The following is a 15,813-nucleotide window of genomic DNA, read 5'->3' as shown; positions in this document are numbered from 1 at the left end:
ATTACCCTGCCGCCTGCATCGTGGACCACCAGGCGGCGTCGGCCTCGATCTCACCCTGCATGTTTACGTGAGGGTAGGGCAGGCCCTTGCGCTTAGCGACTTTCGCCAGCACCGGATAGCCACCCTCAAACAGCAGGCGCTGCTGTTCGTCTTCCGGCAGCATGCTGTTTTCACGCAGGTACATGCCTGCGTTCTGCCGCTGGCGCTGCGCTTCGTAGAGAATCAGAGCGGAAGCGACGGAAACGTTAAGTGACTGCACCATGCCGATCATCGGGATGATGATGTCCTGATCTGCAAGGTCTAAGGCTTCCTGGGTGATGCCGGTTTTCTCCTGCCCCATCAGGATGCAGGTTGGGCGCGTGTAATCGATTTCGCGGAAATCAACCGCTTTATCAGAGAGATGAGTCGCCAGAACCTGCATGCCCCGGCCCTTCAAGTGGCTGACCGCATCGCCGATGGTACGGTGGGTTTTCACCTGTACCCAGCTATTGCTGCCCGCTGCCGCCGACGCCATGGTGCGCATACGGCTGCCCGGCCAGACGGCGTGAACTTCGTGTACGCCTACTGCGTCGGCGGTGCGAATGATCGCCGAGACATTATGAGGTTTGTGGACCTGCTCCATGCAGACCGTCAGATCAGGCTGACGCCTGGCGAGCATCTCGCAGATACGCGCATAACGCTGTAAGTTCATAAAACTAGTTTCGGTTACGGGTGACTTTTATCACGTCCGGCATCACGCGGATTTTGCGCATGATATTCGCCAGATGAACACGGTCACGCGCGGTGAGGCGAATAAAGGCGCTATAGACGCGACCATCCTTTTCTTCCGTATTCAGACTCTGAATATTGGAGGTCGTCGTGTTGATTGCCGCCGTCAGGTTGGCCAGCGCCCCCTGGTGATTAAACATATCCACCTTAATTTCAGTGATGAACTCCTGCTCCGTCTCTTTGTCCCATTCCACAGCCATAAACTTCTCTGGCTCTTTCTGGTAACCACGGATGTTGCGGCAGGATTCATGGTGGATCACTAACCCTTTACCTGGGCTGACGTGCGCAATGATCGGGTCGCCTGGAATCGGGCGGCAGCACTTCGCAAAGGTGATCAGCACGCCATCCGCGCCTTTAATCGGCAAATGCCCATGATTGGACTGCGTTGTGGCAGGTACGGCGGCTTCGCCTTGCTGAAGATTTTTCGCCACCACCACGCTCATCGCATTGCCCAGACCAATTTCCGCCAGCAGATCGTCCAGCGTTGCGAGCTTCATACGCTCCAGTTCGCGCTGGATATTCTCCTGCGGGATTTCAGCCAGTTTACGGCTGCCGCCGAGGGCATGGTTGAGCAAACGGCGCCCCAGGCTGACGGAATCATCACGCTTGAGGTTCTTCAGCAACTGGCGAATTTTGGCGCGAGCTTTTGAGCTGACGACAAAGTTAAGCCATGCCGCATTCGGGCGTGCGCCAGGGGCGGTAATAATTTCGACGGTCTGACCGCTGGTAAGCGGCTGTGACAGCGGGTATGGCTGCCTGTCGACGCGCGCGCCTACGCAGGCATGACCGATATCGGTATGTACGGCATAGGCGAAGTCGACCGGCGTGGCACCGGCAGGCAGCTCAACAATGCGCCCTTCCGGTGTGAAAACGTAAATCTCATCCGGGAAGAGATCGGATTTAACGCTCTCGATAAATTCAAACGAGCTACCGGCGCTCTGTTGCAGCTCCAGCAGGCTTTGCATCCAGCGCTGGGCGCGGATTTGCGCGGTGGTGCTGGTTTCACCGTGCTCTTTATAAGCCCAGTGCGCCGCAACCCCCATTTCCGCCATCTGGTCCATGTCTTCGGTACGGATTTGTACCTCAACCGGAACGCCGTGCGGGCCGATCATTGAAGTGTGTAAAGACTGATAGCCGTTCGCTTTTGGAATGGCGATATAGTCTTTTACTCGCCCTGGACGCGGCTTATACAGGCTGTGCATCTGGCCGAGTACGCGATAGCAGGTATCGGCATCATGTACGATCACGCGAAAGGCGTAGATGTCCATGATGGAGTGAAAACGCTGCTCTTTGAGCACCATTTTGCAGTAGATAGAGTACAAATGCTTTTCACGCCCACTCACGCGACACGGAATGCCTGCTTCCTGCAAACGCCCTTCGATCTCAGAGAGGATTTTTTGAATCATCTCTTTGCGGTTGCCGCGAGCGGCTTTTACCACTTCTTTAATCACGCGATAGCGGTTTGGGTACAGCGCTTCAAAACCCAGCTCTTCCAGCTCGGTTTTAATGTGATGAATACCTAAACGGTGCGCCAGCGGACTGTAGATCTCAAGGGTTTCACGGGCGATGCGGCGACGTTTATCCGGGCGTAATGAGCCCAGCGTGCGCATGTTGTGAGTGCGGTCGGCAAGTTTGATGAGAATGACGCGGATATCCTGCACCATCGCCATAATCATCTTGCGAAAGTTTTCAGCCTGCGCTTCTTTCTTATCGCGGAACTTAAGCTTATCAAGCTTGGATACCCCTTCTACCAGCTCTGCAACGCTTTTACCAAAAAGCTGTTCCATGTCCTGGTAGGTCGCAGGAGTATCTTCAATCACGTCATGCAGCAGCGCAGCCATCAGTGTTTCATAGTCGAGTTTCATCTCGGCCAGAATACAGGCTACCGCAACCGGGTGCGTGATATAGGGTTCACCGCTTGAACGTGTCTGACCCTCGTGAGCGTCACGTGCAACGAGATACGCCTGCTGAAGACGTTTTATCTGGTCTTCAGGCAGGTAGTTTTGAATCAGTTGATTCAGGCTTTCAAACAGATACAAGGGCGACCCGCTTTGTGATTAACGACGGCCTTCAGCAATAGCGGTAACGGCTTGTAATTCAGCGGCTTCCTGCTCTTGCTGTTCCTGGCGCTCACGGACGTCGAGGATCTGGTTGTTGATCAGACCTTCTTCGATTTCGCGCAGCGCGATTACGGTAGTTTTATCGTTTTCTTCCGGTACAAGCGGATCCTTGCCGCCTACCTGCATCTGACGAGCGCGACGCGCGGCGACCAGTACCAGGTCAAAACGGTTACCAATTTTCTCTACAGCGTCCTGAACAGTTACGCGTGCCATATTTAAAATGCTCCACAGGTGAAGAAATGACTGGGCATAATACTGAAAGTGGGTTCAGTCTGCCAACAGTTTGCTGATTAAAGCGTCATGACGCTGCTTTTGGCGGCTCATGCGCAGACGTTCGGCGCGAATAATGGTTTTCAGATCGCCCAGGGCGGTGTCGAAATCATCATTCACAATAAGGTAATCATATTCGGCGTAATGGCTCATTTCTGCAACAGCTTGCGCCATACGTTTTGCGATTACGTCTTCGCTATCCTGACCGCGCCCGCGAAGGCGGCGGTCCAGCTCAATTTTGGATGGCGGTAAAATAAAGATACTGCGCGCTTGCGGCATCTTCTCACGAATTTGCTGCGCGCCCTGCCAGTCGATATCCAGAAAAACATCCACACCCGTTGCCAGCACTTGCTCAATGGTTTCACGCGATGTGCCGTAATAGTTACCAAACACTTCAGCGTGCTCCAGAAACGCATCTCTGCCAATCATGGTTTTGAACTCATGATGATCGACAAAGAAATAATGCTCGCCATGCACTTCACCCGGACGCGGTGCGCGCGTGGTGTGTGAAACAGAAACCTGGGTGTCATACAACGGTTGGGTTTTTAACAACGCCTGAATCAGGCTGGATTTACCCGCGCCACTGGGGGCAGAAACAATATAAAGCGTGCCTTGAGCCATGAGTATCTTATGTATGTGATTATCGAAAGAGAGCCTACATACGAGCTTATTATACACGTCGCCGCTATGTGACGTAGCCTTTGTCACACTTTTTGCGTCAGTTTATTGCGTTTTGCGTACCTGTTTCCTGATTTACCGTGTAGTTACTGCAATCAATGAAAATGTCTGGAAGCGTGTTCGCACGATCGCTTTTTGCCTCTCGGTTTTGATGACGCCCCGCGTTATACCTGGCCCGCAATCTACAGCGGAGGTACTGATGAGAAGAGGGAAAAGCATCGTGTTGAGTCTGTTGCTGTGGCATTTCCCGGTATGGGCGGCTTGCCCTGACTGGTCGCCAGCCAGAGCGAATGACGAAATCGCCCGGCTACAGCAGCAGCTCGCCCAGTGGAACGACAGTTACTGGCAGCAGGGGGTTAGTGCGGTAGAAGATAGCGTTTACGATCAGCTCAGCGCGCAATTGGTGCAATGGCAACGCTGCTTTGGCGGTGATACCGGGGCAGAACTGGCGCCGCCAGTGAGCGGCTCATTGCCCCATCCTGTTCCGCATACGGGGGTGCGAAAGCTTGCGGACAAACAGGCGGTGCAGCAGTGGATGCGTAAGCGCAGCGATTTGTGGGTGCAACCGAAAGTGGATGGAGTGGCGGTTACTCTCGTATACCGGGGTGGGCGCCTGGTCAGCGCGATTAGCCGGGGGAACGGGCTTAAAGGCGAGGACTGGACGCAGAAGGTGCGTTTAATACCCGCAGTACCGCAAAGCACAAAAGGCGCGCTTGCCAATAGCACGTTGCAGGGTGAGATTTTTTTGCTGCGCGACAACCATATTCAGCGGCAGATGGGAGGAATGAATGCCCGTTCGAAGGTCGCCGGAATGATGATGCGCCAGAATAACACCTCGTCGCTCCAGTCGCTGTCTGTTTTCATCTGGGCATGGCCTGATGGCCCGGCAACGATGCCTGAGCGCTTGCGTCAACTGTCCGGGGCAGGATTTGGCTTTGCACAACAATATTCTCAACCGGTGAAAAGCGCTGATGATGTTGAACGCGTGCGTACAGCATGGTGGACAACGGGATTACCGTTCGTTACTGATGGAGTCGTGGTAAGAACGGGTAAAGAACCCGAGGCCAGACACTGGATGCCTGGGCAGGGTGACTGGCTGGCTGCCTGGAAGTATCCTCCGGTCGCGAAAGTGGCTGAAGTCACCGGGGTTCAGTTCGCTGTCGGCAAGAGCGGGAAAATCTCGGTTGTGGCGTCGCTTGCGCCAGTGATGCTGGATGATAAGCGGGTGAAGCGCGTAAATGTAGGGTCTGTCAGGCGTTGGGAGGAGTGGGACATTGCGCCAGGTGACCACATTCTTGTCAGCCTTGCCGGACAGGGGATTCCGCGTATTGATAAGGTTGTCTGGCGTAGCACTCAACGGGATAAGCCCGCACCGCCGGGGAATCGCTATAACGCATTAACCTGTTTTTATGCGACTGAGGTATGCCAGGAGCAGTTCATCGCCAGGCTGGTCTGGCTGGGGTCGAAGGAGGCGCTGGAGGTTGACGGGATAGGGGAGGCAGGATGGCGTGTGCTTCACCAGGCGCATCGTTTCGAGCATATTTTCTCCTGGCTCGCGTTAACGCAGGAACAACTACAGGCGACACCTGGGTTTAGTAAAGAAAAAAGCAAGCAGTTATGGCATCAGTTTAACCTGGTGCGGCATCGGCCATTTATCCGCTGGGTGATGGCGATGGGCATACCGTTAACGCAGGCGGCGCTTAAGGCCAGCGGCGATCGTTCATGGGGGCAGCTACTGGCATGCACGGCAGGATACTGGCAACAGCTTCCGGCGACAGGGGAGGGGCGCGCCAGGCGGGTCATCCAGTGGCGGGATAACCCGGAAATACGGGCGCTGGGCAACTGGCTGGCTGCCCGGCATATTAACGGCTTTAGCCCTTAGTGACCTTCGTGGCGATAGTAAAACACTGGCAGGCCAAGTTTGAGACGCAGCGCCAGCAAGCGAGCGGTAAAGCCAAAAACCAGCGTGGAGATAACCACGACGTCGTGGTTGGATACGTAGTGTTGTAGCGCGATGTACAACACGGCAGACGCAAAGGAAACACCAGCATACAGCTCTTTCTGGAAGACCAGCGGAATACGTTTGCAGAACATGTCACGCAATACGCCGCCAAATACGCCGGTAATGACAGCCGCCACAATAGCGATGACCGGGCTATGCCCCATATCCAGCGCAACCTGAGCGCCGATAATAGAAAAGACCACTAAGCCCAGCGCATCAAGTACAAGGAACAGTTTGCGTAGGTAAGGCATTACAGGGGCGACGATCGTCGTCAGAACCGCAGCAGAAGCGACAATAATCACGTACTCAGGGTGCTGTACCCAACCGAGCGGATAGTGACCGAGCAGAATATCGCGAACGGAACCGCCGCCAATTGCTGTCGCGGTGGCAATGATAATTACGCCAAATGTATCCATGCGGCGTCGACCCGCAGCGAGCGCCCCGGTCATGGCTTCGGCAGTAATGCCAATTAAGTAGAGAACGTGTAACAGCATGTCTTCCCCCTGGTTTACTGAGGGCAGAGATTAACGATTTGTGCGTAATATCACGATTGAGATTTTCTAAGGTGAAGCAATTTTGATAACTATAGTTTATGTGGTTATTGCGATTCATCCGCTATTTATGCGTTATTCATTTTTAATGGATTAGAAAATGGATAAGAAAAAATAATCCGAAAGTGGCGAGGGCAGTACGGAGTGTAAAGGAAGCACGTAGCACCATCGCATCGCGACGGGCTACGTGGGAATGAGGTTTACTCGATATTCTGTATTTGCTCGCGCATTTGCTCGATCAATACTTTCAGCTCAATTGCAGAATTGGTGACATCAGCATTGATGGATTTGGAGGCCAGCGTGTTCGACTCGCGGTTGAACTCCTGCATCATAAAGTCCAGACGACGGCCAACCGCCTCTTTTTTCTTCAGGATGTTGTAGGTTTCTTTGACGTGCGCGTCCAGACGATCCAGCTCTTCCGCCACGTCAATGCGCTGTGCCATCAGCACCAGCTCTTGCTCCAGACGGTTATTTTCCAGTTGTACCTGTGCGTCTTCCAGTTTTGCTACCAGACGTTCGCGCTGCCATTGCAGGATTTCCGGCATATGGGCGCGGACTTTCACTACCTCAGCGCTGACGCCTTCCAGACGCTGCTCAATCAGCGCTTTCAAAGCCTGACCTTCGGTTTCCCGGGCGACAATGAAGTCATCCAGCGTCCCGTCCAGCGCGGCGAGGATCTCTGCGGCAATCGCGTCCAGATCCTGTTCCTGGGCGGCCATGACGCCCGGCCAACGCAGGATATCTACCGGGTTGATTTCCCCTTCATCGCTCTGCATTTTGACCCAGTTCGCGGAGGCAACGAGCTGCTTTGCCAGCTTCTCATTCAGAATGAGTTCGCCTTGCGCGCTGGCATCGGGTTCAAAGCGTAAAGTACATTCGATTTTTCCGCGCGTCAGGCGTGTACGAATGCGTTCGCGTACAACAGGTTCAAGGCTACGGAACTGTTCCGGCAGACGAAAATACGTTTCCAGATAACGCTGGTTTACCGAGCGCATTTCCCAGGTAGCGCTACCCCATTCACCCTTGATTTCACGCCGGGCGTAGGCGGTCATACTGCGGATCATAGACGTTCCTGTTTTTAAAGGAGAGATGGAAGGATTATAGCCATCCATGCCTTGTCAGGATAGGAATAACCGCCGGAAGTCCGTATAATGCGCAGCCACATTCGTTTCAAGCCGGAGATCTCAATATGCGTCCAGCAGGCCGTAGCGCTAATCAGGTGCGTCCCGTAACCCTGACCCGTAACTATACAAAACACGCTGAAGGCTCGGTGCTGGTCGAATTTGGAGATACCAAGGTGCTGTGCACGGCATCTATCGAAGAAGGCGTACCGCGCTTTTTGAAAGGGCAGGGCCAGGGGTGGATCACCGCAGAATATGGCATGTTGCCACGCGCTACGCATACCCGTAACGCGCGTGAAGCGGCGAAAGGCAAGCAGGGCGGCCGCACGATGGAAATCCAGCGTCTGATCGCCCGCGCGCTGCGCGCTGCTGTCGATCTTAAAACGCTTGGCGAGTTTACTATCACTCTGGATTGCGATGTGATCCAGGCGGACGGCGGTACGCGTACTGCATCTATCTCCGGGGCTTGTGTTGCGCTGGCCGATGCGTTGAACAAGCTGGTCGCGAACGGTAAGCTGAAAACCAACCCGATGAAAGGGATGGTGGCTGCGGTTTCCGTCGGCATCGTGAATGGTGAAGCGCTCTGCGATCTGGAGTACGTTGAAGACTCCGCGGCTGAAACCGATATGAACGTGGTAATGACCGAAGACGGTCGAATTATTGAAGTGCAGGGAACGGCAGAAGGCGAGCCGTTCAGTCACGAAGAACTCCTTACCTTGTTGGCGCTAGCCCGAGGGGGAATCGAATCCATTGTAGCGACGCAGAAAGCGGCGTTAGAAAATTGATTTTAAGGCGACCAGCGAGTCGCCTTTTTTTTGTCTGTAATAAAGTGAAATGAGGAGCGAATCCATGAAACCGTATCAGCGCCAGTTTATTGAGTTTGCGCTTAACAAGCAGGTACTAAAGTTTGGCGAATTTACGCTGAAATCCGGGCGCAAAAGCCCCTATTTCTTCAACGCCGGGCTGTTTAATACCGGGCGCGATCTGGCTCTGCTGGGACGTTTTTATGCCGAAGCGTTGGTGGATTCGGGTATCGATTTCGATCTGCTGTTTGGTCCGGCCTATAAAGGTATTCCGATTGCGACGACCACCGCTGTTGCACTGGCGGAACACCATGACAAAGACCTGCCGTACTGCTTTAACCGTAAGGAAGCCAAAGACCACGGTGAAGGCGGAAGTCTGGTCGGGAGCCCATTACAGGGACGCGTGATGCTGGTGGATGATGTGATCACTGCGGGTACTGCGATTCGTGAATCAATGGAGATTATCCAGGCGAATGGCGCAAGTCTGGCGGGGGTGCTGATTTCTTTGGATCGTCAGGAGCGTGGCCGTGGCGAGATTTCCGCAATTCAGGAAGTGGAACGCGATTACGGGTGTCAGGTGATCTCGATTATCACGCTGAAAGACCTGATTGCGTATCTGGAAGAGAAACCAGAGATGGTGGAGCATCTGGCGGCAGTGCGCGCGTATCGGGAAGCGTACGGGGTTTAAGTGAATTGCCCGGCGGCGTAGCGCTTACCGGGCCTGTAAGGCCGGATAAGGCATCGCCGCCATCCGGCTACGCTGTTACTGCAATTGCGCAGCAACCAACGGCCAGCGGGCGTCGAAATCGTCCGTTGGGCGGTATTTGAACTCGCTGCGTACAAAGCGGGACAACATCCCTTCACAAAACGCCAGCAACTGACTTGCCAGCAGGGTTTCATCCGTGGCGTACCCTTCGCCTTCGCGCATTCTTTTTTCCCGCAGAACCTGACGCAGCTGCGCTTCAATGCGCTCAAACAGCTGGTTAATCCGTCCTTGCAGGCGATCTTGTTCAAACATTAACGCATGACCGGTGAGGATACGCGTCAGGCCTGGGTTGCGTTCGCCGAAGCCCAGAATCAACAACACAATTAAACGCAGACGCGCGCTGGTGTCTTTCTCATCTTTTAAGATCAGATTGATACGGGTAATCAGACTGTCTTCGATAAACTCAATCAGACTATCGAACATGCGAGTCTTACTGGGAAAATGGCGATACAGCGCCGCTTCAGAAACGCCGACGGAGGCTGCCAGTTTCGCTGTTGTGATGCGTTGGCTTCCATCGCTGGATTCCAGCATCAGCGCCAGAGACTGAAGTATTTCTTCGCGACGATTCCTTTTCGCAGTTTGTTTTTCTGCCATGTTACAAAATACCCCTGAAAATAAGCACTTGCCAGGCGAGCATCCACACTATGACCGCAAACTCAGCGTTTGCGGCGATGTTATGTCGTTATCAGGATGCGTAAATGTCTTACTTGCGACCAGAATGGCCGAAGCCGCCTTCACCACGGTCGGTGGCTTCAAACTCTTCCACCAGATTAAATTCGGCCTGTACAACCGGTACGAAAACCATCTGAGCAATACGTTCGCCCGGCTCAATGGTAAAGCTGTCCTGGCCACGGTTCCAGATGGAAACCATTAACTGACCCTGATAGTCAGAGTCGATCAGGCCGACCAGATTGCCGAGCACAATACCATGCTTATGGCCCAGGCCGGAACGTGGCAGCATTACCGCCGCCAGAGACGGATCGGCAATATGAATCGCCAGACCGGTCGGCACCAGCGTTGTTGCGCCAGGCGCCAGTTCTACGGCGTCATCGAGACAGGCGCGCAGGTCAAGTCCGGCGGAGCCGGAGGTGGCATAAGTTGGAAGCGGAAATTGCTGCCCAACGCGCGGGTCCAGAATCTTAACGTCGATTTTTTTCATCATAACGGGTCACGATCTCGTCGAGTAATAATTGGCCCAGGAGCGCTTTCCGTTCGAGCGGTAAGGCTTTATCTCCATCCTGCCAGAAAAGGTGCAATGCGTTGCTGTCGCTATTAAATCCTTGAGTTGAAAGTGAAACATCGTTCGCGCAGATCAGATCAAGGTTTTTGCGGATACGTTTTTGCCGGGCGTATTCTTCCACATTATTTGTTTCCGCGGCAAACCCAACGACATAAGGACGCTTGTCTTTGAGTGCGGCGACCCCGGCGACAATATCAGGGTTCTTGACCATTTTTACTGTTAATTCATCGTCCTGCGTCGCCTGTTTCTTAATTTTTTCGCTGGCGACGGCAGCTGCACGGTAATCAGCAACCGCAGCACAGCCGATGAAAATATGCTGCTTCTGAACCGCTGCCTGGACTGCCGCTTCCATTTCCAGCGCAGTCATCACATCAATGCGCTGAACAAAAGGTGGCGTGGGCAGCGCAACGGGGCCGGAAACCAGCGTAACGTTGGCGCCGCGTCGTGCGGCGGCGGCGGCAATGGCAAATCCCATCTTACCGGAGCTGTGGTTAGAGATATAACGCACCGGATCGAGCGGCTCGCGCGTCGGGCCCGCCGTAATCATGATGTTGAGATGTTGCAGATCGTTGACAGGGGAGAAATGCGCTGCCGCCATATCCACAATGGTCAACGGGTCGAGCATGCGTCCTGGCCCCACGTCTCCACACGCCTGGCTGCCGCTGTCCGGCCCCCAGATAAGCATTCCGCGTGACGCGAGTACATCCAGATTATGTTGCGTGGCGGCGGCGCGATACATTTGCTGGTTCATGGCCGGAAGTACGGCAATCGGGGCGGATGTCGCCAGACAAATCGTTGAAACCAGATCGTTGGCCATACCGGCAGCAACGCGAGCGATCAGATCTGCCGTGGCTGGCGCGAGGATAACTAAATCCGCCCATTTCCCCAGCTCAATATGGCCCATCGCGGCTTCTGCGGCAGGGTCAAGCAGACTGTCAGAAACGGGATAACCCGACACCGCCTGTAGGCTCAGGGGCGTGATAAAGGCTTTTGCCGCTTCGGTCATCGCCACGCGGACGTCGGCGCCGCGTTCGCGTAAACGACGCACCAGTTCAGGGGTTTTATAGGCAGCAATGCCGCCGCTCACGCCGAGAACGATTTTTTTGCCAGCCAGGCTCATCATGATCTTTCCTGTTGGATTGCACCAGAAGGCGGACATTTTATCACAATCCTGAATCCCGTCGTGCAGTTGCCCGTAATTCACTTTGCGAGGCGCTACGCAGGAGTGAAATACGGGCGTCGATTCACCCCAGGAGCTATGCCACCATGAGGCGTGCTTAAGGAGGTGAACGTATGGATGCGCCGGAACGTTTAATGCCCCGGGAAAAAATGTTGAAGTCAGGAATTGGTTCGCTGACGGATGTTGAACTGCTGGCGCTCTTTTTACGTACAGGAGTGCCAGGAAAAGATGTGATGGCTCTGGCGCATGAAACGCTGCAACGCAGTGGGTCGCTCTATGGGTTGCTGTCTGCGGATTTCGCGCAATTTCGCGGTACAGGTATCGGTATCGCTAAGTATGCGCAGCTTAAGGGGATTGCCGAACTGGCAAGGCGCTATTACAAGGCGCGCATGATGAAGGAAAACGCGTTGTTGAGCCCGGAAATGACGCGTGAGTTTCTGCAAAGCCAGTTGGCGGGGGAAGAGCGGGAGATCTTCCTTGTGATCTTTCTGGATGCCCGGCACCGGGTGATTAAACACAGCCGTCTTTTTTCCGGCACGCTGAATCATGTCGAGGTGCATCCGCGCGAGATTATCCGCGAGGCGATAAAATTAAATGCTTCTGCGGTGATCCTTGCGCATAATCACCCCTCGGGGTGTGCAGAACCGAGCAAAGCGGATAAACTCATCACCGAACGTGTCGTAAAATGTTGTCAGTTCATGGATATACGAGTACTGGATCACCTTGTGATTGGGCGCGGAGAGTACGTTTCTTTTGCCGAACGTGGTTGGATTTAGAACACTTCGCGCGATCCATCGGGATCTTTGTCTGTTCGGGACTTGAGCACATCGCTTACACAGCGTATACTACGCCACCTTTGAGAATCTCGGGTTTGGCATTTGGGCCTGGCAATCGAGAGTTCACAATGAACTGCGATAACCAGGCTGAGAAGCCTGACGAGGCGCCAATACCCCATACGAAGCTCGAGCTAATTTGATTTTTGGAGAATAGACATGTCCCGAGTCTGCCAAGTTACTGGCAAGCGTCCGGTGACCGGTAACAACCGTTCCCACGCACTGAACGCGACTAAACGCCGTTTCCTGCCTAACCTGCACTCTCACCGTTTCTGGGTTGAGAGCGAGAAGCGTTTTGTCACCCTGCGTGTATCTGCTAAAGGTATGCGTGTAATTGATAAGAAAGGCATCGAAACAGTTCTGTCCGAACTGCGTGCCCGTGGCGAAAAGTACTAAGTACTTAGAGGAAATAAATCATGGCTAAAGGTATTCGTGAGAAAATCAAGCTGGTTTCTTCTGCTGGTACTGGTCACTTCTATACCACCACGAAGAACAAACGTACTAAGCCGGAAAAACTGGAACTGAAAAAGTTCGATCCAGTTGTCCGTCAGCACGTTATCTACAAAGAAGCGAAAATCAAATAATTCTCGCTTTGATGTAGTGAAAAACCTCGCTTCGGCGGGGTTTTTTGTTTTCTGGCCGTCCCCATATTAATGAGACCTGAAACAGAGCCGGAGACGTTATGCCTGAATTACCTGAAGTTGAAACCAGCCGCCGCGGCATTGAACCGCATCTGGTTGGGGCAACCATTCTGCATGCCAATGTGCGTAATGGACGTCTGCGCTGGCCGGTATCGGAAGAGATCTACCGCCTGAGCGATAAACCCGTTCTCAGCGTTCAACGCCGCGCGAAATATTTGCTGCTGGAGTTACCGGATGGCTGGATCATCATTCATCTGGGAATGTCGGGCAGTTTGCGTATCCTTCCTGAAGAACTTCCCGCTGAAAAACATGACCACGTTGATCTGGTGATGAGCAATGGCAAAGTCCTGCGCTACACCGATCCTCGCCGCTTCGGCGCCTGGCTGTGGACGAAAGAGCTGGAAGGGCATAACGTGCTGGCGCATCTCGGCCCGGAGCCGCTGAGCGACGATTTTAACGGGGCTTATTTGCAGCAGAAATGTGCGAAGAAGAAAACGGCAATTAAACCCTGGCTGATGGATAACAAACTGGTGGTGGGCGTGGGAAATATCTACGCCAGCGAGTCGTTGTTTGCGGCTGGCATCCATCCTGACCGTCTGGCGTCGTCATTATCGCAGGCTGAGTGTGAGCTGCTGGCCCGCGTGATTAAGGCCGTTTTACTGCGTTCCATCGAGCAGGGTGGTACAACGTTGAAAGATTTTCTGCAAAGCGATGGTAAGCCGGGCTATTTTGCTCAGGAGTTGCAGGTTTACGGACGTAAAGGGGAACCGTGCCGGGTTTGCGGTACGCCGATCGTTGCAACTAAACACGCGCAACGGGCGACGTTCTACTGCCGTCAGTGTCAGAAATAAGATGGATTGCAGGCCGGATAACGCGCTGACGCGCCATCCGGCAAAAGCGTTTTACTTCAGCTTATCCATCAGGGCCTGATGAACGTTCTCCGGTAAGAAGTGGGTAACGTCGCCCTGATGGCGCGCCACTTCTTTTACCAGCGAAGAAGAGATAAAAGACCACTCTTTTGAAGGCATCAGGAAGACGCTTTCAAGCTGCGGCATTAAATGGCGATTCATGTGCGCCAGCTGCATTTCATATTCAAAATCAGCCACGGCGCGCAAGCCGCGAATCAAAATATTGGCCTGCTGAATGCGCGCGAAGTTGGCCATTAAATCGCTGAATCCCATGACTTCCACGTTGCCGAGGTGCGCCGTCGCCTGTTGCGCCAGCGCTACACGCTCTTCAAGGGTAAACATCGGTTTTTTGCTGGGGCTGGCGGCAATGGCGAGGATAACGTGATCGAACATCTGCGTCGCGCGCGTCACGATATCAATATGGCCGTTGGTGATCGGATCGAAGGTTCCTGGGTAAATCGCCCGTTTTTGCATGACAGCCCTCAATGCGTTTTCGGTGGCAGGTAAGGTTCCAGCAGTTGTAACAGACGCTGTAGCGCACCCTGGTTTTGGTACAGCACTTCAACGGCGTGTCGACCGTAGAAATTACGATAATCCGCGTCGGTCAGTAAAGACGAAACCTCTTTTACCAGCGTTGTGGCATCGGTTACGGTAATCAGCCCGCTTGCTTGCTCCAGTCGGGCGCAAATATCTTTGAAGTTAAAGGTATGAGGGCCCATCAATACCGGTATCGCGTGCGCGGCAGCTTCCAGCGGGTTATGTCCTCCGCGTTCAACCAGCGAACCGCCGACAAATGCGAGATCCGCAATACCATACAGTAGCATTAATTCGCCCATTGTATCGCCAATAACAACCTGGGTACTGGCGGACGGCACCTCTCCTGAGGAACGCGTGGTATAGCTGAGCCCTGCCTGGCGCACGAGGTTAATCGCATCCGGGAACCGCTCTGGATGGCGAGGAACCAGAATCAGCAGCAGGTTAGGGAATTGATGCAGCAATGCCTGATGGGCGGCGATAACAATACTCTCTTCGCCGTCATGCGTACTGGTGGCGATCCACACCGGGCGGTGCGGCGCCCACTGGCGACGTAGCGTAACCGCTTTTGCAGCAAGCTGCGGCGTCACGGAAATATCAAATTTCAGACTGCCGGTGACGGTGAGCTGGTTATTTTTCGCACCCAACGCGATAAAACGCGCGCCATCTTCTTCATTTTGCGCCGCGATTAGCGTAATGCGCCGCAGCAGTCTGCGAACAAATTTCCCCAGCTTTGTATAGCCAGCAGCCGATCGGGCGGAAAGGCGCGCGTTGGCGATAACCAACGGAATATGACGTTTATGCAGCGCGGCAATCAGGTTCGGCCAGAGCTCGGTTTCCATAATCAACACCAGTTTAGGGTCAACTTTATTCAGGAAACGGTTGAGCGCATCGGGCAAATCATAAGGAAGATAGACGTGCTGAACATCGCTGCCGAATGCGGACTGTACGCGCTCTGAGCCGGTAGGCGTCATGGTGGTGACGGTAATCGGCAAATCAGGATAACGGTGTCGCAGGGCGCGAACTAAAGGAATTGCCGCCAGTGTTTCACCCACAGAGACGGAATGCAGCATGATCCCGCCAGGTTTAAGCGGATGACGGTAAAAACCGTAACGTTCGCCCCAGCGTTTACGGTAGGCTGGCGCTTTACGTCCACGCACCCAAAGCCGTATCCAGATCAAGGGCTGAATAAGGTAGAGAAGGGCGGTGTAAAGCAATTCGAGCATAGTAAATAGCTGACTGATGGATGTGCTGGGGATTCTATGTATTTAGCCTGGGCTTTACCATCATTTTTATCCTTGTTGCACTAAAACACCTGAATTGACAATACATTATTTGCGGTAGGTGTTTTTCTCCAGATACATCAAAACAGGCTGTTAACGCCGAATAACGCGTGAA

18 protein-coding genes are annotated in these 15,813 nt (G+C 53.8%); 7 read left to right on the top strand and 11 right to left on the bottom strand.

Annotation, left to right across the window (positions count from 1 at the left end; genetic code table 11):
• Position 1 precedes the first annotated feature (1 nt).
• Genes trmH through gmk form a run of 4 tightly spaced genes read right to left on the bottom strand, consistent with a single transcriptional unit; the run spans position 2 to position 3,779 of the window.
• Complete coding sequence (gene trmH / locus OGX75_RS02895) at positions 2–691, bottom strand: tRNA (guanosine(18)-2'-O)-methyltransferase TrmH (protein WP_049011031.1); 690 nt, start codon at positions 689–691, stop codon at positions 2–4.
• A 4-nt stretch (positions 692–695) separates the two neighbouring features.
• Positions 696–2,807, bottom strand: a complete 2,112-nt coding sequence (gene spoT / locus OGX75_RS02890; protein ID WP_058668291.1) for a bifunctional GTP diphosphokinase/guanosine-3',5'-bis pyrophosphate 3'-pyrophosphohydrolase — start codon at positions 2,805–2,807, stop codon at positions 696–698.
• 18 nt (positions 2,808–2,825) lie between these two features.
• On the bottom strand, positions 2,826–3,101 hold the full coding sequence (rpoZ, locus tag OGX75_RS02885; RefSeq protein WP_000135058.1) for a DNA-directed RNA polymerase subunit omega: 276 nt from the start codon (positions 3,099–3,101) through the stop codon (positions 2,826–2,828).
• Positions 3,102–3,155: 54 nt separating this feature from the next.
• Complete coding sequence (gmk, locus tag OGX75_RS02880; RefSeq protein WP_071259166.1) at positions 3,156–3,779, bottom strand: guanylate kinase; 624 nt, start codon at positions 3,777–3,779, stop codon at positions 3,156–3,158.
• 256 nt (positions 3,780–4,035) lie between these two features.
• Here gmk and ligB point away from each other — a divergent pair, with 256 nt between their 5' ends.
• Positions 4,036–5,718 carry an NAD-dependent DNA ligase LigB gene (ligB, locus tag OGX75_RS02875; RefSeq protein ID WP_286451023.1) on the top strand — a complete coding sequence of 561 codons (1,683 nt, stop codon included), beginning with the start codon at positions 4,036–4,038 and terminating at the stop codon, positions 5,716–5,718.
• Here ligB and OGX75_RS02870 read toward each other — a convergent pair.
• Positions 5,715–6,332 carry a trimeric intracellular cation channel family protein gene (locus tag OGX75_RS02870; RefSeq protein WP_047460236.1) on the bottom strand — a complete coding sequence of 206 codons (618 nt, stop codon included), beginning with the start codon at positions 6,330–6,332 and terminating at the stop codon, positions 5,715–5,717. The two genes, ligB and OGX75_RS02870, sit on opposite strands and share 4 nt — an antisense overlap.
• Positions 6,333–6,589: 257 nt before the next feature.
• On the bottom strand, positions 6,590–7,453 hold the full coding sequence (locus tag OGX75_RS02865; RefSeq protein WP_012135780.1) for a YicC/YloC family endoribonuclease: 864 nt from the start codon (positions 7,451–7,453) through the stop codon (positions 6,590–6,592).
• A gap of 125 nt (positions 7,454–7,578) precedes the next feature.
• On the opposite strand from OGX75_RS02865, the gene rph reads away from it, so the two are divergent.
• Positions 7,579–8,295, top strand: a complete 717-nt coding sequence (rph, locus tag OGX75_RS02860) for a ribonuclease PH (RefSeq protein WP_012135779.1) — start codon at positions 7,579–7,581, stop codon at positions 8,293–8,295.
• Positions 8,296–8,359: 64 nt separating this feature from the next.
• The gene (pyrE, locus tag OGX75_RS02855; RefSeq protein WP_286451022.1) at positions 8,360–9,001 is read left to right on the top strand and encodes an orotate phosphoribosyltransferase; all 642 of its coding nucleotides are present in this window, start codon (positions 8,360–8,362) and stop codon (positions 8,999–9,001) included.
• 75 nt (positions 9,002–9,076) lie between these two features.
• Here pyrE and slmA read toward each other — a convergent pair whose 3' ends face one another.
• The 3 genes from slmA to coaBC all read right to left on the bottom strand — a co-directional run bounded on the left by slmA (position 9,077) and on the right by coaBC (position 11,439).
• Positions 9,077–9,673 (bottom strand): nucleoid occlusion factor SlmA, encoded by a 597-nt coding sequence (gene slmA, locus OGX75_RS02850; RefSeq protein WP_012135776.1) that lies wholly within the window; start codon positions 9,671–9,673, stop codon positions 9,077–9,079.
• A 109-nt stretch (positions 9,674–9,782) separates the two neighbouring features.
• Entirely contained in the window at positions 9,783–10,241 is a 459-nt protein-coding gene (gene dut, locus OGX75_RS02845; RefSeq protein WP_006687626.1) for a dUTP diphosphatase, read from the bottom strand.
• The gene (gene coaBC, locus OGX75_RS02840; RefSeq protein WP_286448775.1) at positions 10,219–11,439 is read right to left on the bottom strand and encodes a bifunctional phosphopantothenoylcysteine decarboxylase/phosphopantothenate--cysteine ligase CoaBC; all 1,221 of its coding nucleotides are present in this window, start codon (positions 11,437–11,439) and stop codon (positions 10,219–10,221) included. The genes dut and coaBC overlap by 23 nt, the downstream gene beginning before the upstream one ends.
• 173 nt (positions 11,440–11,612) lie before the next feature.
• Between coaBC and radC the strand changes: the two genes are divergently transcribed.
• From radC to mutM, 4 genes are all read left to right on the top strand, one after another.
• Positions 11,613–12,275, top strand: a complete 663-nt coding sequence (gene radC / locus OGX75_RS02835) for a RadC family protein (protein ID WP_047460249.1) — start codon at positions 11,613–11,615, stop codon at positions 12,273–12,275.
• Positions 12,276–12,491: 216 nt separating this feature from the next.
• Positions 12,492–12,728 carry a 50S ribosomal protein L28 gene (gene rpmB / locus OGX75_RS02830; protein WP_003024071.1) on the top strand — a complete coding sequence of 79 codons (237 nt, stop codon included), beginning with the start codon at positions 12,492–12,494 and terminating at the stop codon, positions 12,726–12,728.
• Positions 12,729–12,748: 20 nt separating this feature from the next.
• Positions 12,749–12,916: a 50S ribosomal protein L33 gene (rpmG, locus tag OGX75_RS02825; protein WP_001051798.1), complete on the top strand. Its 168-nt coding sequence runs from the start codon at positions 12,749–12,751 to the stop codon at positions 12,914–12,916.
• A 98-nt stretch (positions 12,917–13,014) separates the two neighbouring features.
• Positions 13,015–13,824 (top strand): bifunctional DNA-formamidopyrimidine glycosylase/DNA-(apurinic or apyrimidinic site) lyase, encoded by an 810-nt coding sequence (gene mutM / locus OGX75_RS02820; RefSeq protein ID WP_071259180.1) that lies wholly within the window; start codon positions 13,015–13,017, stop codon positions 13,822–13,824.
• Positions 13,825–13,875: 51 nt separating this feature from the next.
• On the opposite strand, the gene coaD is transcribed toward mutM, so the two are convergent.
• Entirely contained in the window at positions 13,876–14,355 is a 480-nt protein-coding gene (gene coaD, locus OGX75_RS02815) for a pantetheine-phosphate adenylyltransferase (protein ID WP_012135771.1), read from the bottom strand.
• A gap of 8 nt (positions 14,356–14,363) precedes the next feature.
• Positions 14,364–15,641: a lipid IV(A) 3-deoxy-D-manno-octulosonic acid transferase gene (waaA, locus tag OGX75_RS02810; RefSeq protein ID WP_012135770.1), complete on the bottom strand. Its 1,278-nt coding sequence runs from the start codon at positions 15,639–15,641 to the stop codon at positions 14,364–14,366.
• Positions 15,642–15,813: the final 172 nt, after the last annotated feature.

The organism is Citrobacter sp. CK199 (assembly GCF_030333285.1).
Taxonomy (GTDB): Bacteria; Pseudomonadota; Gammaproteobacteria; order Enterobacterales; family Enterobacteriaceae; genus Citrobacter_B; species Citrobacter_B koseri.
This window is presented reverse-complemented; position numbering and strand designations above follow the sequence as displayed.